This is a genomic window from Ruminococcus gauvreauii, assembly GCF_025151995.1.
GTDB lineage: Bacteria > Bacillota > Clostridia > Lachnospirales > Lachnospiraceae > Ruminococcus_G > Ruminococcus_G gauvreauii.
Genome location: NZ_CP102290.1, coordinates 511534 through 528121, shown reverse-complemented (window position 1 = coordinate 528121; position 16588 = coordinate 511534). Strand labels below are relative to the sequence as shown.

The 16588-nt window shown below is 48.8% G+C and carries 15 protein-coding genes; all 15 read left to right on the top strand.

What is annotated here, in order from left to right; all coding sequences use genetic code 11:
- The first annotated feature begins 30 nt into the window (after positions 1–30).
- The 15 genes from NQ502_RS02540 (at position 31) to rpsO (ending at position 16488) form a co-directional block, all read left to right on the top strand.
- Positions 31–858: a Cof-type HAD-IIB family hydrolase gene (locus NQ502_RS02540; protein WP_028529166.1), complete on the top strand. Its 828-nt coding sequence runs from the start codon at positions 31–33 to the stop codon at positions 856–858.
- Between the two features lie 49 nt (positions 859–907).
- A complete protein-coding gene (locus NQ502_RS02535; protein ID WP_028529165.1) occupies positions 908–2830 on the top strand; it encodes a DNA gyrase/topoisomerase IV subunit B in 1923 nt (640 codons plus the stop codon).
- A gap of 10 nt (positions 2831–2840) precedes the next feature.
- Positions 2841–5084: a DNA gyrase/topoisomerase IV subunit A gene (locus NQ502_RS02530; protein ID WP_028529164.1), complete on the top strand. Its 2244-nt coding sequence runs from the start codon at positions 2841–2843 to the stop codon at positions 5082–5084.
- Between the two features lie 148 nt (positions 5085–5232).
- Positions 5233–5700: a ribosome maturation factor RimP gene (locus tag NQ502_RS02525; RefSeq protein WP_028529163.1), complete on the top strand. Its 468-nt coding sequence runs from the start codon at positions 5233–5235 to the stop codon at positions 5698–5700.
- A gap of 21 nt (positions 5701–5721) precedes the next feature.
- On the top strand, positions 5722–6894 hold the full coding sequence (gene nusA, locus NQ502_RS02520; protein ID WP_044983354.1) for a transcription termination factor NusA: 1173 nt from the start codon (positions 5722–5724) through the stop codon (positions 6892–6894).
- 19 nt (positions 6895–6913) lie between these two features.
- Positions 6914–7141: an RNase P modulator RnpM gene (gene rnpM, locus NQ502_RS02515; protein WP_341349419.1), complete on the top strand. Its 228-nt coding sequence runs from the start codon at positions 6914–6916 to the stop codon at positions 7139–7141.
- The gene (locus NQ502_RS02510; RefSeq protein WP_028529161.1) at positions 7128–7433 is read left to right on the top strand and encodes a L7Ae/L30e/S12e/Gadd45 family ribosomal protein; all 306 of its coding nucleotides are present in this window, start codon (positions 7128–7130) and stop codon (positions 7431–7433) included. Before rnpM ends, NQ502_RS02510 begins: the two co-directional genes overlap by 14 nt.
- 26 nt (positions 7434–7459) lie before the next feature.
- Positions 7460–10183 carry a translation initiation factor IF-2 gene (infB, locus tag NQ502_RS02505; protein ID WP_083963361.1) on the top strand — a complete coding sequence of 908 codons (2724 nt, stop codon included), beginning with the start codon at positions 7460–7462 and terminating at the stop codon, positions 10181–10183.
- A gap of 25 nt (positions 10184–10208) precedes the next feature.
- Complete coding sequence (gene rbfA / locus NQ502_RS02500) at positions 10209–10592, top strand: 30S ribosome-binding factor RbfA (RefSeq protein ID WP_028529159.1); 384 nt, start codon at positions 10209–10211, stop codon at positions 10590–10592.
- Positions 10585–11553, top strand: a complete 969-nt coding sequence (locus NQ502_RS02495) for a DHH family phosphoesterase (protein WP_028529158.1) — start codon at positions 10585–10587, stop codon at positions 11551–11553. The genes rbfA and NQ502_RS02495 overlap by 8 nt, the downstream gene beginning before the upstream one ends.
- The gene (gene truB / locus NQ502_RS02490) at positions 11550–12464 is read left to right on the top strand and encodes a tRNA pseudouridine(55) synthase TruB (protein WP_028529157.1); all 915 of its coding nucleotides are present in this window, start codon (positions 11550–11552) and stop codon (positions 12462–12464) included. The genes NQ502_RS02495 and truB overlap by 4 nt, the downstream gene beginning before the upstream one ends.
- Positions 12461–13408: a bifunctional riboflavin kinase/FAD synthetase gene (locus NQ502_RS02485; RefSeq protein WP_028529156.1), complete on the top strand. Its 948-nt coding sequence runs from the start codon at positions 12461–12463 to the stop codon at positions 13406–13408. Before truB ends, NQ502_RS02485 begins: the two co-directional genes overlap by 4 nt.
- 36 nt (positions 13409–13444) lie before the next feature.
- Positions 13445–15094, top strand: coding sequence for a Na/Pi cotransporter family protein (locus tag NQ502_RS02480; RefSeq protein ID WP_028529155.1), 1650 nt, complete (start codon positions 13445–13447; stop codon positions 15092–15094).
- A 153-nt stretch (positions 15095–15247) separates the two neighbouring features.
- Entirely contained in the window at positions 15248–16078 is an 831-nt protein-coding gene (locus NQ502_RS02475; RefSeq protein ID WP_049898229.1) for an SH3 domain-containing C40 family peptidase, read from the top strand.
- Between the two features lie 143 nt (positions 16079–16221).
- Positions 16222–16488, top strand: coding sequence for a 30S ribosomal protein S15 (gene rpsO, locus NQ502_RS02470; RefSeq protein WP_028529154.1), 267 nt, complete (start codon positions 16222–16224; stop codon positions 16486–16488).
- Positions 16489–16588 lie beyond the last annotated feature (100 nt).

The following is a 16588-nucleotide window of genomic DNA, read 5'->3' as shown; positions in this document are numbered from 1 at the left end:
CGATAACAGAAAATACGGGCGGAGGAACCTATGAACGTAAAATTGACAGCCATTGACCTGGACGGCACCCTGCTTCGGGATGACTGCACGGTTTCGGAAAATAATCTGAATACGATACGCAGGGCGCTGGAAGCAGGGCACTGCATCGTGCCGACGACGGGCAGAAGCTTTGAAAATGCACGCAGTGAGATCTTTCATGAATTTGATGATATTCCATATTTTATCAACGCGAACGGTACTGTTGTGACGGATGGAAGAACGAGAGAGATTCTGTACATAAACGGGTTTCCCCCGGGCATTGCGGCCAGGATCTACCGGTTGTGTAAAAAATATAAGACGTATATTGAGCCGTATGCGGGATTGTACGCATATATGGAGACGGGAAGGATTCCGCATCTGTTTGCGAGCGGACTGCCCGAATCGTACTGCACACAGCTCATGGCTTCTAATATTGAGTGCGAGGATTTGAGTGACCTGATGGATGACAGGCAGGTGCCGGTCAGCAAGTTTCACATCGTATGTGAGGATGCCCGGGAGAAAGAGCAGCTTGGGCAGGAACTGTCCGGGATTCCGGACATCTATCCGATATCGGTGGTGGAGCAGAATCTGGAAGTCGTGTACGCAAGACTGAGCAAACGGGACGGACTGTCTTTTCTGGCAAAGCGCCTGGGTGTGCTTCCGTCGGAGGTGATGGCACTCGGCGACAGCAATAACGATTACGAGATGCTGGAGTGGGCCGGATACTCGGTAGCAATGAAAAATGCGTCTCAGAGAATTAAAGATGTATCAAAATACGAGACGGACACGAATAATAAGGACGGAGTGGCGAAAGCTCTGATCCGTTTTTTGAGTTTATAAACGTACGGTATAACATCATTGACATAAGTAATACGAGAGGAACAAAGTTATGACGAGAAAATCAACGTATGATGCGAGCAGCATTTCTGTACTGGAAGGGCTCGAGGCAGTCCGGAAGCGGCCGGGAATGTATATCGGAAGCGTCTCCAGAAAGGGACTGAATCATTTGATCTATGAGATCGTGGATAATGCGGTGGATGAGCACCTGGCAGGGTTCTGTGACTCTATCCGCGTGACGCTGGAAAAGGATGGTTCCTGTACCGTCGTGGATAATGGGCGAGGCATCCCGGTCGGTATGCATGAGAAAGGAATGTCGGCAGAAAGGCTGGTATTTACCACGCTTCATGCGGGAGGAAAGTTCGATGATTCAGCGTATAAGACGAGCGGTGGACTGCACGGGGTAGGATCTTCCGTCGTCAATGCACTGTCGGTTTATCTGGATATTAAGATCAGCAGGGAAGGATACGTGCATCACGACCACTATGAACGGGGGATCCCCACAATAGAACTGGAAGACGGGCTGCTTCCGACGCTCGAGAGGACCAGGGAGACGGGTACATGTGTGAATTTCCTCCCGGATCCGGAGATTTTTGAGGTGACGCGCTTCTCTGCGACGGAAGTGAAGAGCCGGATGCACGAGACGGCATATTTGAATCCTCAGCTTTCGATCCTGTTTGAGGACCTGCGGGCAGATGTGCCGGAGAGGGTGACATTCCATGAGCCCGACGGAATCATTGGATTTGTGAAAGATCTGGACAAGAAAAAAGAGGCTCTCCACGAACCGGTTTATTTCCGGGGAGAGACGGACGGTATCACGGTGGAGTGTGCATTTCAGTATGTCAATGAATTCCATGAGAATGTGCTTGGATTCTGTAATAATATTTACAATGCGGAAGGCGGCACCCATCTTACCGGATTCAAGACCATGTTTACGTCAGTCATGAACAACTATGCGCGAGAACTTGGCATTCTGAAGGAAAAGGATGCAAACTTTACGGGGGCGGACATCAGGAACGGGATGACAGCTGTAGTCTCCATCAAACATCCGTCGCCGCGGTTCGAGGGGCAGACGAAGACCAAACTGGACAATCAGGACGCATCAAAGGCGACGGGAAAGATCACCGGAGAGGAGATCGTACACTATTTTGACCGGAACCTGGAAACTCTGAAACAGGTGCTTTCCTGCGCGGAGCGTTCGGCGAAGATCCGAAAGACGGAGGAAAAGGCAAAGACGAATATGCTGACCAGGCAGAAATATTCGTTTGATTCCAACGGTAAACTGGCGAACTGTGAAAAACGCGATCCGTCCAGATGTGAGATCTTTATCGTCGAGGGTGATTCCGCGGGTGGATCCGCGAAAACGGCGAGAGACAGAAGTTTTCAGGCAATCCTGCCGATCCGCGGCAAGATCCTGAACGTGGAAAAGGCGAGCATCGACAAGGTGCTGGCGAACGCGGAGATCAAATCGATGATTAACGCGTTCGGCTGCGGCTTCTCGGAAGGATACGGGAATGATTTTGACATATCGAAACTCCGTTATGATAAGATCATCATCATGGCAGATGCTGATGTCGACGGCGCACACATCTCCACGCTGCTTCTGACGCTGTTCTATCGGTTTATGCCGGAACTGGTCTACGAGGGTCATGTCTATATCGCCATGCCGCCGCTTTACAAAGCGATGCCGGCAAAAGGAAAAGAAGAGTATCTCTATGATGACAAGGCGCTGGAGCGGTACCGCAGGACACACAAAGGAAGCTTTACTCTGCAGCGTTACAAAGGGCTGGGTGAGATGGATGCCCTGCAGCTGTGGGAGACGACTCTGAATCCCGAGACCAGAATGCTCAAACAGATCGAGATTGAGGATGCGCGTATGGCATCGGAGGTGACGGAAGTACTGATGGGAACGGAAGTGCCGCCCAGGAAGGCGTTTATCTATGAGCATGCGCGGGATGCCGAACTGGATGTGTAGGAGGTAGTGTATGAGTGAAAAGGAACAGATCATAAAAACAGAATATTCGGAAGTCATGCAGAAATCCTACATCGATTACGCGATGAGTGTCATCGTGGCGAGGGCCCTCCCCGATATCCGTGACGGATTGAAGCCGGTACAGAGAAGAACACTGTACGATATGTATGAGCTCGGCATACGGTATGACAGGCCCTATCGTAAGTGTGCCCGTATCGTGGGGGATACCATGGGTAAATATCACCCGCACGGGGACAGCTCGATCTATGAAGCGCTGGTTGTGATGGCGCAGGACTTTAAAAAGGGACAGCCGCTGGTGGACGGACACGGGAACTTTGGATCGATCGAGGGGGACGGTGCGGCCGCCATGCGTTATACGGAGGCGCGCCTGCAGAAGATCACGCAGGAAGTTTACCTGAGCGATATGGACAAGGATGTCGTGGACTTTGTGCCGAACTTCGATGAGACAGAAAAAGAACCCGAGGTACTTCCGGTTCGCGTGCCGAATTTCCTGATCAACGGCGCAGACGGCATCGCGGTCGGTATGGCAACCAGCGTCCCGCCCCACAACCTAGGGGAAGTGATCGACGGCGTCAAAGCATACATGAAGAACAATGACATTACCGTGAAGGGACTGATGCGGTATATCAAGGGACCGGATTTTCCGACCGGGGGCATCGTCGTCAACAAAGACGATCTGTACTCCATCTATGAAAAAGGAAGCGGAAAAGTCCGTCTCAGAGGAAAAGTGGACATCGAGCGGGGAAAAGGCGGAAAGCAGAGTCTGGTTATCACTGAGATTCCCTATACGATGGTGGGCGCCAACATCGGAAAGTTCCTAAATGATGTGGCACAGCTCGTGGAGACGAAGAAGACGACAGATATTGTGGACATTTCCAATCAGTCGTCGAAAGAAGGCATCCGTATCGTACTGGAGCTTAAGAAGGGAGCAGATGCCGACAATCTGACCAACATGCTCTATAAGAAAACACGCCTCGAGGATACGTTTGGCGTCAATATGCTGGCAGTGGCTGACGGAAAGCCGGAGACACTGAGCCTGAAAAAAGTGATCGAACACCATGTGGACTTTCAGTTTGAGGTGGCGACGAGGAAGTACCAGAACCTTCTCGCAAAAGAACTGGACAAAAAAGAAGTCCAGGAAGGACTCATCAAGGCATGTGATGTCATTGACCTGATCATCGAGATCCTCCGCGGCAGCAAGAACCAGAAACAGGTGAAAGATTGCCTGACGATGGGAATTACCGAAGGGATTCGATTCAAGACGAAGACGTCGGAGCGGGCCGCGTCAAAGCTGCGGTTCACGGTCAGACAGGCGACGGCGATTCTGGAAATGCGTCTGTACAAGCTGATCGGGCTGGAGATCGAAGCCCTGATGAAAGAGCACGATCTGACACTGGCGAATATTGCGAAGTATGAAAATATCCTCAATAACTACGATGCCATGGCGGAAGTGATCATCACAGAACTGGACGCGGTCAAAAAGGAATACGGTCAGAGACGTAAAACAGTGATCGAAAACGCTGAGGAAGCCGTCTATGAGGAAAATAAGATCGAGGAGATGGAGGTCTGTGTCCTTATGGACCGCTTCGGTTATATCAAGACAGTGGACAAAGCTGTCTTTGAAAGGAATCAGGAGGCTGCACTCAAGGATTATCAGTATTCGTTCCTGTGCAGCAATACCGATAAGCTGTGTATTTTTACGGAGCAGGGTAAAATGCATATGGTAAAGGTCATGGATCTGCCGTTTGGGAAATTCAGGGACAAGGGTGCGCCGATTGATAACTTCGGCAATTACAGTACGGCACAGGAGACGATCCTGTATCTCGGATGCCTGGAAGAAATCAAGAAGCAGAAGCTTTTGTTTATCACGAGAAACGGCATGCTCAAGCAGGTGGAAGGCTCTGAATTTGATGCTGCCAAACGTACGATCGCGGCTACAAAGCTGGCAGAAGGCGATGAAGCAGTGTTTGTACAGCCTGCGGATACGATGGACTACGTCGTGCTGCAGAGCCGCGACGGGTATTTCCTCCGCTTCTTAAAAGAAGAGGTGCCGGATAAGAAAAAGACGGCGATCGGTGTGCGCGGCATGCGTCTGGCGGAAACGGATCAGATCGAACATGGCTACCTGATCGAAAGCAGGATGGAATATGCGATCACATATCATGAAAAGGAAGTCTCTCTCAATAAACTCAAGCTCGGAAAACGTGATACGAAAGGCATAAAAATCCGTGTTTAAAGAAACGCCTTGCATTTTATAATAAGAAGTGCTACAATAAGTAAGAATTAAATAAATTACTGAATGAGAGTGGGCTTGAAAAAGCCCGCTCTTTTACGATGTAAAGACCATATAAAGGAAACATAATCCGACAAGGCAGGGATGATGCATGAGTAAAAAGGAAAACTATGAACAGAAAGCAGAAGCGATGCTGGAGCCGATCATCAGTGAAAAGGGATTTGAGCTGGTAGATGTGGAGTACGTAAAAGAAGGGGGCACCTGGTATCTGAGAGCTTACATTGACAAGGAAGGCGGCATTACGATCGATGACTGTGAAGCTGTCAGCAGAGCATTCAGCGAAAAGCTTGATCAGGAAGATTTTATCGAAGATGCTTATATTATGGAGGTGAGTTCACCGGGCCTGGGCAGACCGTTGAAGAAAGAAAAAGACTATGCCAGAAGTATGGGAAAAGAGCTGGAGATCAGAACATATCGGGCAATCGATAAACAAAAGGAATTCTATGGGATTTTGACCGCATATGATAATAACAGCGTGACTATTGAAATGGAAGATGGAAGTGAGAGGACATTTGAAAAAAATGAAATCGCATTGATTCGTCTGGCATTCGATTTTTAATTTAGGAGGAAAAAAGAAAAAATGAACACAGAGTTACTGGAAGCGCTAAACATTCTGGAACAAGAAAAAAACATCAGTAAGGACACCCTGTTGGAGGCGATTGAACAGTCACTGATCCAGGCCTGTAAGAATCATTTCGGTAAAGCAGATAACGTAAAAGTGTATATCGATCCCGAAACCTGTAATTTCAGCGTGTATGCTGAGAAGACGGTTGTTGAAAAAGTCGAGGATTCTGTGATGGAAATCAGCCTGGCAAATGCAAAAATGGTTGATTCCAAATATGAACTCGGTGATATCGTCAATGTGGAGATAAAATCCAAAGAATTTGGGCGTATTGCCACACAGAATGCGAAGAACGTGATCCTTCAGAAAATCAGGGAAGAAGAACGCAAGGTGCTGTACAACGAGTATTTTGAAAAAGAGAAGGATGTTGTGACTGGCATTGTACAGCGCAACATGGGGAAAAACATCAGCATTAACCTCGGTAAAGTCGATGCGATGCTGAATGAATCGGAACAGGTCAAAACGGAACACTTCAGGCCGACAGAGCGAATCAAGGTATACGTTCTGGAGGTGAAGGATACCCCGAAGGGACCGAAGATCCAGGTCTCCAGGACACACCCGGAACTTGTGAAACGTCTGTTTGAATCGGAAGTGACAGAGGTAAGAGAGGGAATCGTGGAGATTAAAAGCATTGCCAGGGAGGCTGGCTCGAGGACCAAGATTGCCGTGTGGTCGAATGACTCGGATGTTGATCCTGTCGGAGCCTGTGTCGGGATGAACGGCGCCCGGGTCAATGCGATCGTGGAAGAACTGCGGGGTGAAAAGATCGATATCATCAACTGGGATGAAAATCCGGCGTTCCTGATCGAAAATGCGTTAAGCCCTGCGAAGGTTATTTCCGTTATGGCGGATCCGGATGAGAAAGCTGCAAAAGTGATCGTTCCGGATTATCAGCTGTCACTGGCAATTGGAAAAGAAGGGCAGAATGCAAGACTTGCCGCCAGGCTGACCGGATTCAAAATTGATATCAAGAGTGAGACGCAGGCGAGAGAAGCGGGCGACTTTGAAATCTTTGAAGAATATGACGAAGATATGGATGAGTTTGAAGAAGATGTTGACGTAAATGAGTATGAAGACGGTGAAAATGAGTACGAAGAATACAGCGAAAAAGATGAAAGTGCCGATGCGTAAATGCATCGGATGTCAGGAAATGAAGAGCAAAAAAGATATGATGCGCATCCTGAAGACGACAGAAGAAGAAATCATCCTGGATACGACCGGTAAGAAAAACGGACGCGGAGCTTATCTGTGCTTTTCAAAGGAGTGCTTTGAAAAGGCAGAGAATAATAAGGGATTGGAACGTTCGCTTAAGACGGCCATTCCGAAAGAGGTCTACGAAGCGCTTAAAAAGGAGTTGGATACGATTGAACAGAAATAAAACAGTATCACTGATCGGCCTTTCAATGAAGGCCGGAAAAGTAGCAAGCGGAGAGTTCTCTACGGAAAAGGCAGTCAAGACCGGAAAAGCCAGGCTGGTAATCGTAGCCGATGAAGCGTCGGCAAATACGAAAAAAAAGTTTCAGAATATGTGTCTGTATTATAAAGTGCCCTGTTATTTCTTTGGAGAGAAGACAGAACTTGGAAGAGCGATCGGAAAGGAGTTTCGGGCATCGTTAGCAATTCTGGATGAGAATCTGGGGCAGGCCATTGAGCAGCAGCTAAATGCATAGGAAAGGCAGAAAGGTCAGGTGGTAGAGTGCCGAAAATCAGAGTACACGAAATTGCAAAAGAGATAGGAAAAAGTAACAGAGAAGTCATGAACTTTTTGATAAGCCGCGGTGTGGAAGTGAAAAGTCATATGAGTTCTATAGAGGAAGCGGAGGAGAAGTTATTGAGAGATACATTTGATAAGAAAGAAGAAAATAAGAACAGCGAAGAGGCAAAGCCGAAAAAGAAATCCAATATCATCCAGGTGTTCCGGCCGCAGAATGCGTCGACGCCGGAGGGGAAAAACTATGGTAAGAACCGTTCGGGAGGAAAATCTGGATCCGGTTCAGCACGTCCTTCTCAGGGATCCAGACCACAGAATCAGGGTCAGAGTCAGGGACAACAGACCGGACAGGGCCAGCAGCGTCAGGCTCAGAGCAGTACCGGTCAGGGAAGGACTGAACAGAACCGTCAGGGTTCCGGTCAGGGCCAGCGGTATGCTTCCGGAGGAAGCACTCAGGGCCAGCAGCGTCAGGGTCAAAACAGCAGCCAGGGAAGACCAGGCCAGGGCGGTCAGGGAAGAACAGGCCAGAGCGGTCAGGGAAGACCGGGCCAGGGAAGACCAGGTCAGGGCGGTCAGGGAAGACCGGGCCAGGGTAGACCAGGTCAGAGTGGTCAGGGAAGACCGGGCCAGAGAAGTAATGACGGCCGCAGACCGCAGGGCGACAAGGACGGAAGAGATTTCCGCAGAGGTCCTCAGGACGGGCGCCGCACTACAGCTGCAAGGAAACCACAGGGTGAGTCGGGTGACACGCCACTTGTACAGAAACCTTCACGCGATGTGAGAAAAGATAAAGATAAAGAAAAGGATAAAGTAACACAGCGCGGAGATAAATTTGGGAATGATCGTCAAAAGGGCGCAAGCAAACGCCCGAATCAGGGACGCCGCCAGCAGTCCAGAATCCCGAAGGCTCTTCAGAAACCGGTGCATCAGCAGCCGAAGGAGGAGAAGAAGGAAGTAATCAAAGAAATTATCCTTCCGGAGAAAATGACGATCCGTGAGCTTGCTGATAAAATGAAAATGCAGCCGTCTGTCATTGTGAAAAAACTGTTCATGCAGGGGATTATGGTAACAGTCAACCACGAGATTGATTTTGAAAAGGCACAGGAGATCGCTCTCGAATACGACATTATCGCAGAGCCGGAAGAAAAAGTTGACGTAATCGAAGAACTTCTGAAAGAGGAAGAAGAAGATGCCAGCATGCTTGCCTCAAGACCGCCTGTTGTCTGCGTTATGGGTCACGTTGACCACGGAAAAACATCTCTCCTGGATGCGATCCGGAATACGAGGGTGACGGACAGAGAGGCCGGAGGCATCACACAGCATATCGGCGCGTATACCGTGGATGTTGACGGACAGCAGATCACATTCCTGGATACACCAGGTCATGAAGCGTTCACCGCAATGCGTATGCGCGGTGCAAATGCGACTGATATCGCAATACTGGTGGTAGCAGCGGATGACGGTGTCATGCCTCAGACGATCGAGGCGATCAACCATGCCAAGGCGGCAGGTGTCGAAATTATCGTAGCAATCAATAAAATTGATAAACCGAGTGCAAATGTAGAGCGTGTAAAACAGGAACTGTCAGAGTATGAACTCATTCCGGAGGACTGGGGCGGAAGTACGATCTTTGTTCCGGTATCTGCTCACACACAGGAAGGTATCAATGAACTTCTCGAAATGATTCTGCTGACTTCAGAGGTATGTGAGCTGAAGGCAAATCCGAAGCGTAAAGCCAGAGGACTTGTCATCGAAGCCAAGCTGGATAAGGGAAAGGGACCGGTTGCAACGATCCTGGTACAGAAGGGAACTCTGTACGTGGGAGATTTTATTGCGGCAGGTGCATGTTCCGGTAAAGTAAGGGCAATGATGGATGATAAGGGACGAAGAGTAAAAGAGGCAGGACCTTCTACGCCTGTTGAGATCCTTGGACTCGGCGATGTGCCGAATGCAGGGGAAGTACTCGTTGCCACAGAAAATGATAAAGAAGCCAAAAACTTTGCGGCTACCTTTGTATCAGAGAACAGAAACCGTCTCCTGGAAGAGACAAAAGCGAAAATGTCTCTGGATGATCTGTTCAGCCAGATCAAAGAGGGTAATCTGAAGGAGCTGGGTATCGTTGTGAAAGCCGATGTGCAGGGATCTGTCGAGGCGGTGAAACAGAGTCTTACCAAGCTTTCAAATGACGAGGTCGTTGTCAAGATCGTGCATGGAGGTGTAGGCGCCGTGAACGAATCTGATGTAATGCTTGCGTCAGCTTCCAATGCGATCATTATCGGTTTCAACGTGCGTCCGGATGCCACCGCCAAAGCGATTGCGGAACAGGAAGGCGTTGATCTCCGCCTGTACCGTGTCATTTATCAGGCGATTGAGGATGTGGAGGCAGCGATGAAAGGCCTTCTCGACCCTGTCTTCGAGGAGAAAGTGATCGGCCATGCAGAGGTACGCCAGATCTTTAAGGCTTCAGGCATAGGAAATATTGCGGGAAGTTATGTTCTGGACGGAGTCTTCCAGAGAGGCTGCTCCGTCAGGATCACCCGTGAAGGAACTCAGATCTTTGAAGGCAAGCTCGCATCCCTGAAACGGTTTAAAGACGATGTAAAAGAAGTAAAATCTGGTTATGAATGCGGACTTGTATTTGAAGGGTTTGATGAAATTCAGGAACTGGATATCGTGGAAGCATATACCATGGTTGAGGTGCCCAGATAAGCAGATACCGCGCAGGGAGTAGAAAATGAGAAAAAACAGCATAAAAAATACACGCATTAACGGAGAAGTGCAAAGAGAACTCAGTCTGATCATTCAGAAAGAAATCAAGGATCCCAGGATTCATATGATGACGTCTGTGACTGCTGCTGAGGTTGCGCCGGACCTGAAGACGTGTAAAGCATACATCAGTGTGCTTGGAAATGAAGAAGAAAAAACCAATACGATTGCCGGTTTAAGGAGCGCGGAGGGGTTTATCAGGCGTCAGCTTGCAAAAAATCTGAATCTCCGCAACACCCCGCAGATCACATTTGTTCTCGATACGTCCATCGAATACGGGGTTACGATGGCGAAGAAGATCTCTGATCTTCAGTCATCCGAACCGGCCCGAGAGGAAGAGGCGGATGAATAGTATTGAAGAAATTCTTGAAGGTGCTGAAAGTATCGCGATTGCAGGGCACGTCAATCCCGATGGGGATTGCATCGGTTCCTGTATGGCGATGTACCTTTATCTGAAGGCGAATGATCCGAATATTAAGGCGGACGTGTATCTGGGCGATATGCGGCCGGTATTCGGACATCTGGATGGCCTTGAGACAGTCAGGAAAACGGCAGAGTCAGGCAAAATATACGACCTGCTGCTGCTGTTTGACGTCAGCAGTGAAGACAGGATCGGGATTGCGGGCGAGTACCTGCAGACGGCAAAGAAAACCGTATGTATCGATCATCATATCACAAATCATGGACTGGCGGAGATCAATCACGTAGTACCGAAGGCAAGCTCCACGTGTGAGGTGTTGTTTGAGCTGATGGAACGCGAAAAGATCACGGTTCCTGTCGCGACAGCGCTTTATACCGGAATCGTTCATGACTCCGGAGTCTTTCAGTATACGAATACATCCGGAAAAACGATGCGGATCGCGGGATGGCTGATGGATCAGGGCATTCCTTTTACACGCATCATAGAGGATTCCTTCTATAAGAAATCATATGATCAGAACAGAATCATGGGACAGACGCTGATGAAAAGTCAATTGCTTCTTGACGGTAAGTGCATCGCCGGAGTTGTGACAAAGAAGGATATGAAACAGTATGGTGCGGCGCCCCAGGATCTGGATGGAGTTGTGAATCAGCTCCGCCTGACGGAGGGTGTGGAAGCAGCCGTCTTTTTGTACGCAGTGGATCCGGAGCATTATAAGGTGAGCCTTCGGTCCAACGGCGTCGTGGATGTCAGCCGGATCGCCGCTTCTTTTGAGGGAGGCGGTCATCGTATGGCGGCAGGATGTACGCTTGCGGGAGAGCCGGAAGAAATCATCGAAAAAGTTGTGACATGCATCCGCCGGCAGCTGAAAGCGGAGAAGAAGAAAAGATGAATGGTATTATCAATATCTATAAAGAGGCGGGATATACCTCGCATGATGTTGTGGCGAAAATGAGAGGGATTCTGAAACAGAAGAAAATCGGACATACGGGAACGCTGGACCCGGATGCAACCGGTGTTCTTCCGGTATGCCTCGGAAAAGCCACGAAGCTGTGTGACATGCTCACAGATGAGAACAAGACGTATGAGGTGGTTCTGCGTCTCGGGATCACGACGGATACGCAGGATATGAGCGGCAGTGTGTTAAAGACACGGGAAGTCGGTATAAGCGAACAGGAAGCAGCAGACTGCATAGGCTCTTTTGTCGGAGAATATATGCAGGTGCCGCCTATGTATTCGGCGCTGAAGGTCAACGGGAAAAAACTTTACGAGCTTGCCCGGGAGGGGAAAACAGTGGAGAGAAAAGCCAGGCCTGTACATTTTTATGAAATCTGCATACTTGGTATGGAGCTCCCCAAAATCACCCTGCGGGTGACCTGCTCTAAGGGGACGTATATTCGAACTCTGTGTCACGACATCGGTGAAAAACTGGGCTGCGGGGCATGCATGGAATCCTTAGTGCGGACCAGGGTGGGGCGCTTTGCCATTGAAGAGAGCTTCACGCTGACACAGCTGGAGCGGATGGCGGCTGAAGAAACGGCGGTGAATGCGGTTGTGCCGATCGATGCCATGTTTGAGCAGTATCCGCCGGTGCGGGTAGTACAGTCATCCAGACAGCGCGTATATAATGGAAATTCATTTTCCGAAAAGGATCTGGAGATCCCGGGGATTCATCTGAGGGATGATCAGTGTGTCCGGGCATATGACGGGGAGGGTACTTTCATAGGCATCTACCGCTATGATGGAAAAACCCACGAATTTCGCCTGGTAAAAATGTTCAGAGACGGGAGCAGCGAAAGATGAAATATATAACAAGTTCACTTGATTTTGTTTTGAATAGACGCAGCGCCATAACGCTGGGAAAGTTTGACGGGCTCCACAGAGGCCACAGAAAGCTGCTTAACTGCATAAAGAATTTTGGAGAAGATGGCTTTGAAACAGTCATCTTTACGTTTGATGTATCACCGGTCATGCGTTTGTCCGATCCCTCTTTTAAGATCATACTGACAAATGAAGAACGGCGCCATGTTGCAGAGCGGGAAGGCGTGGAATGCCTGATCGAGTGTCCGTTTGTGCCCGAGATCATGCACATGGACGCACGTGATTTCGTGCGGGAGATCCTTGTAAATCAGATGAAGGCGGCGTATATCGCTGTCGGTCCGGACTTTCATTTTGGATATAAGCGCCAGGGAACCCCGGAGCTGCTGGCTGAGATGGGCAGAAAGTACGGATATTCTGTGGATATCATAGAAAAAGAAATGGACGGGGAAAAAGAAATCAGCAGCACCTATATCCGTGAAGAGATTTTAGCCGGGCATATTGAGAAGGCAAATGAGCTGCTGGGATATCCGTTTTTTATCGAGGGAGAAATCCTGCACGGCAATCACCTTGGACATACGATAGGCGTTCCGACGATCAACCAGAGGCCATGTGCACAGAAACTGCTGCCGCCCTTCGGTGTCTATGCGTCTGTGACGGAGATTGAGGGTATTCATTACTTTGGAATCAGCAATATCGGTATGAAACCAACGGTTGGCGACAGATTTCCGGGAGTGGAAACGTATCTGTTTGACTGTGATGAACAGTTATATGGAAAACAGGCCTGTGTCAGACTTCATCATTTTCTCAGACCGGAGTTCAAGTTTTCCTCTCTTACGGAACTGCAGCACCAGATCCGCAGGGATGAGGCGCAGTGTCTGCAGTTTTTCAGGGATACTTATGGACAAACATCTGAGTTTCCTTTATAGTTTTATCATGAGGGGAAATTTAAGGAGAAGTACGGTATGAAAGAAGTATTAATGCTAGCCGGTGGATTAGGTTTTTTTCTTTATGGAATGAAAATGATGAGTGAGGGCCTGGAAAAGGCGGCCGGCTCCAAACTGCGCAAAATACTGGAAGTATTTACGAAGAACCGTTTTATTGGTGTGATTGTGGGTATCATCTTCACAGCGATCATACAGTCCTCGAATGCGACGACAGTCATGGTTGTAAGTTTTGTGAATTCAGGACTGATGAATCTGGCTCAGGCATCGGGAGTGATTATGGGTGCAAGTATCGGTACAACCATGACAGGCCAGCTGATCGCATTCAACCTGTCCGATATCGCCCCGCTGTTCGTGATCATGGGCGTCGTGATGCTGATGTTTATAAAAAAACCGATTGTTAATAAGTTCGGTGAAGTGTTCCTTGGGTTCGGCATGCTGTTCATGGGTTTGTCTACAATGTCAGCGGCACTTTCGATCATTAAGGATGCACCGGTCATTGTCAATACGCTGGGATCCCTGGCGAATCCTTATCTGGCGATACTTGTCGGGTATCTTGTGACAGCTGTACTGCAGAGTAATTCGGCGACGGTGGGTATCCTGATGCTGCTGGCGCAGGGAGGGCTTCTGGAGCTGCCGATCTGCCTGTATCTTATGATGGGCAGCAACATAGGCTGTACAACCTCAGCGCTGCTTGCAAGCCTCGGGGGACGCAAGGACGCCAGGAGGACAGCGCTCATTCATCTGTTCTATAACCTGACGGGCATGCTGATTTTCTGTGTGGTGTTCTTGTTTGCACTGAATCCGGTTGTGGATTGGGTATTACATATTTCAGGCGGTAATATCAGCCGTGCGATCGCAAATGCCAATACGATTATGAAGATAGCCTGGGTGGTCATGATATTCCCGATCATGCCCTGGATCATCAAACTGACGCAGGTTGTCGTCAGAGGAAAGGACGAAGAGGGGGAAGACTTCGAACTTCTCTATATTGGGGACAAATCCATGTTTTCGCCGACAACAGCGGTTCTGGAGGCGACGAGGGAGCTGGAGCATATGGGGAATATGGCGATGACGAACCTTGTCCGTTCCATGAATGCGCTGATCACGCTGGATGAAAAAGAGATCCAGACGGTGTACCGGGCGGAAAAGAACATTGATTATCTCAATAATGCAATTACAAACTATCTTGTGAATATCAATCAGATGACGCTGCCGATTGACGATGCCAGGAGTATCGGGGGACTGTTCCATGTGGCGAATGATATTGAACGGATCGGCGACCATGCGGAGAATATTGCGGAGGCGGCGCTTATGGTCAGAGACGACCAGGTGAAGTTCAGCAGCGAGAGCAAGCGCGAACTCTCCGAAATGCTTGATATGGTCATGCAGATCATGACATATGCGCTGGATATGTTCTCGAATAACAGCAAGGAGCATCTGCAGGAAATTCTGGATCTGGAGAATCGCATTGATGTAAAAGAACGGGACCTTCAGCAGAGCCATGTTGAGCGGCTGACGAGAAATGCGTGCACACCGGAGGCCGGAATGATCTTTTCCGATGTGGTCTCCGGGCTGGAACGTGTCGCTGACCATGCGACAAATATCGCGTTTTCCATTCTCGATGAGGAGCCGGAAGAGGACAAACGTGTGGAGCAGGTACCGGTTTAACGGCGGGACTGGAAGATTTTGTCGAACGAATTCCGTTGTAGTACAGTGAAAATGTGGTATACTTTTTATGTACAGATGTAATAAAAATGTAACAATTCGGGCATGCAAGAAGATAAGCCGTCCTGAATCGTTACCAATTTCATAGGAGGTATTATGCACAAGAAGGCGTGGATGCTGAGTGCGGCAGTCTTGACGGTCTGCGCAGCGGCAGTTTCTGATCCCTTGTTTGCAGCCACGGCTTATGCACAGCCGGAGTCTGCAAAGGTGTCTAATACGAATGAAAAAAACTATGGGGTGGTGAATGTAAACACCCATTTGAATGTACGGTCGGATAAAGGAACGGAATTTGAGATCATCGGAATACTGCCGGATCAGGCGGTCTGTTATATTCAGTCAGAAGAAAACGGATGGGCTTTTGTGTCTTCCGGCGATGTGACCGGATATGTCTGTATGGAATATCTGTATACAGAAGATAAGGCCTGGAGCCTGGTTCATGAGATGGGAGAGGAAAATATGCCTGTGGCTGTATCAACCGCAGAGGATACCGATGAATATGTCATGCAGCAGGAGAGAGAATTTCAGGAGACTCTGGCTGCCACGGCGTACGGAGGCAATCTGGAGACCGATCAGCTGAGGCAGGAGATTGTGAACTTTGCGGAACAGTTTGTAGGCAATCCCTATGTGTGGGGAGGGACCTCCCTGACAAACGGGGCTGACTGCTCCGGATTTGTCCAGAGCGTATATGCTCAGTTTGGGATAACACTTCCAAGAGTATCAAAAGATCAGGCGCTTGCAGGGACAAGGATTGATCTCTCACAGGCACGTCCGGGTGATCTGATCTTTTACGCACGAGACGGAGAGATCTATCACGTCGTGATGTATGCCGGTGACGGACAAGTCGTACATGCAAGCAGCAGTGAGACCGGGATTAAGATATCCGACATTTACTATGATAATGTGGAATGTGTCGTCACTCTGCTCTGACGCCTTGCCGTGGCAAAAAAAGTATTTACATCCACACCGCGGTATGCTATACTGGATGAGTATGAAATCAGCCCGGATTCAGGAATCGGAATCTCCAACCATTGCTTAATCTGAGGCGTTTATTAAAATCGAGGAGGAAAAACATGATTTCAAAAGAAAAGAAACAGGCAATTATGAATGAATATGCCAGAACACCTGGCGACACCGGTTCTCCGGAAGTACAGGTTGCGATTCTGACAGCAAGAATCCAGGAACTGACAGAGCATCTGAAAGAGCATCACAAAGATCACCATTCCAGAAGAGGTCTTCTGAAAATGGTAGGTCAGAGAAGAGGTCTGCTGGATTACTTGAAGAAAACCGACATTGAAAGATACCGTAATTTGATTGAAAGATTAGGAATCAGAAAATAATAGGTTATAAAGGGGGGCGGATGATTTCCGCCCCGTTTCTGTAAAAAAGAAAATGAAAACAGACAAAACTGTGACTGTCCGAGACCACTGAAAAGCATAT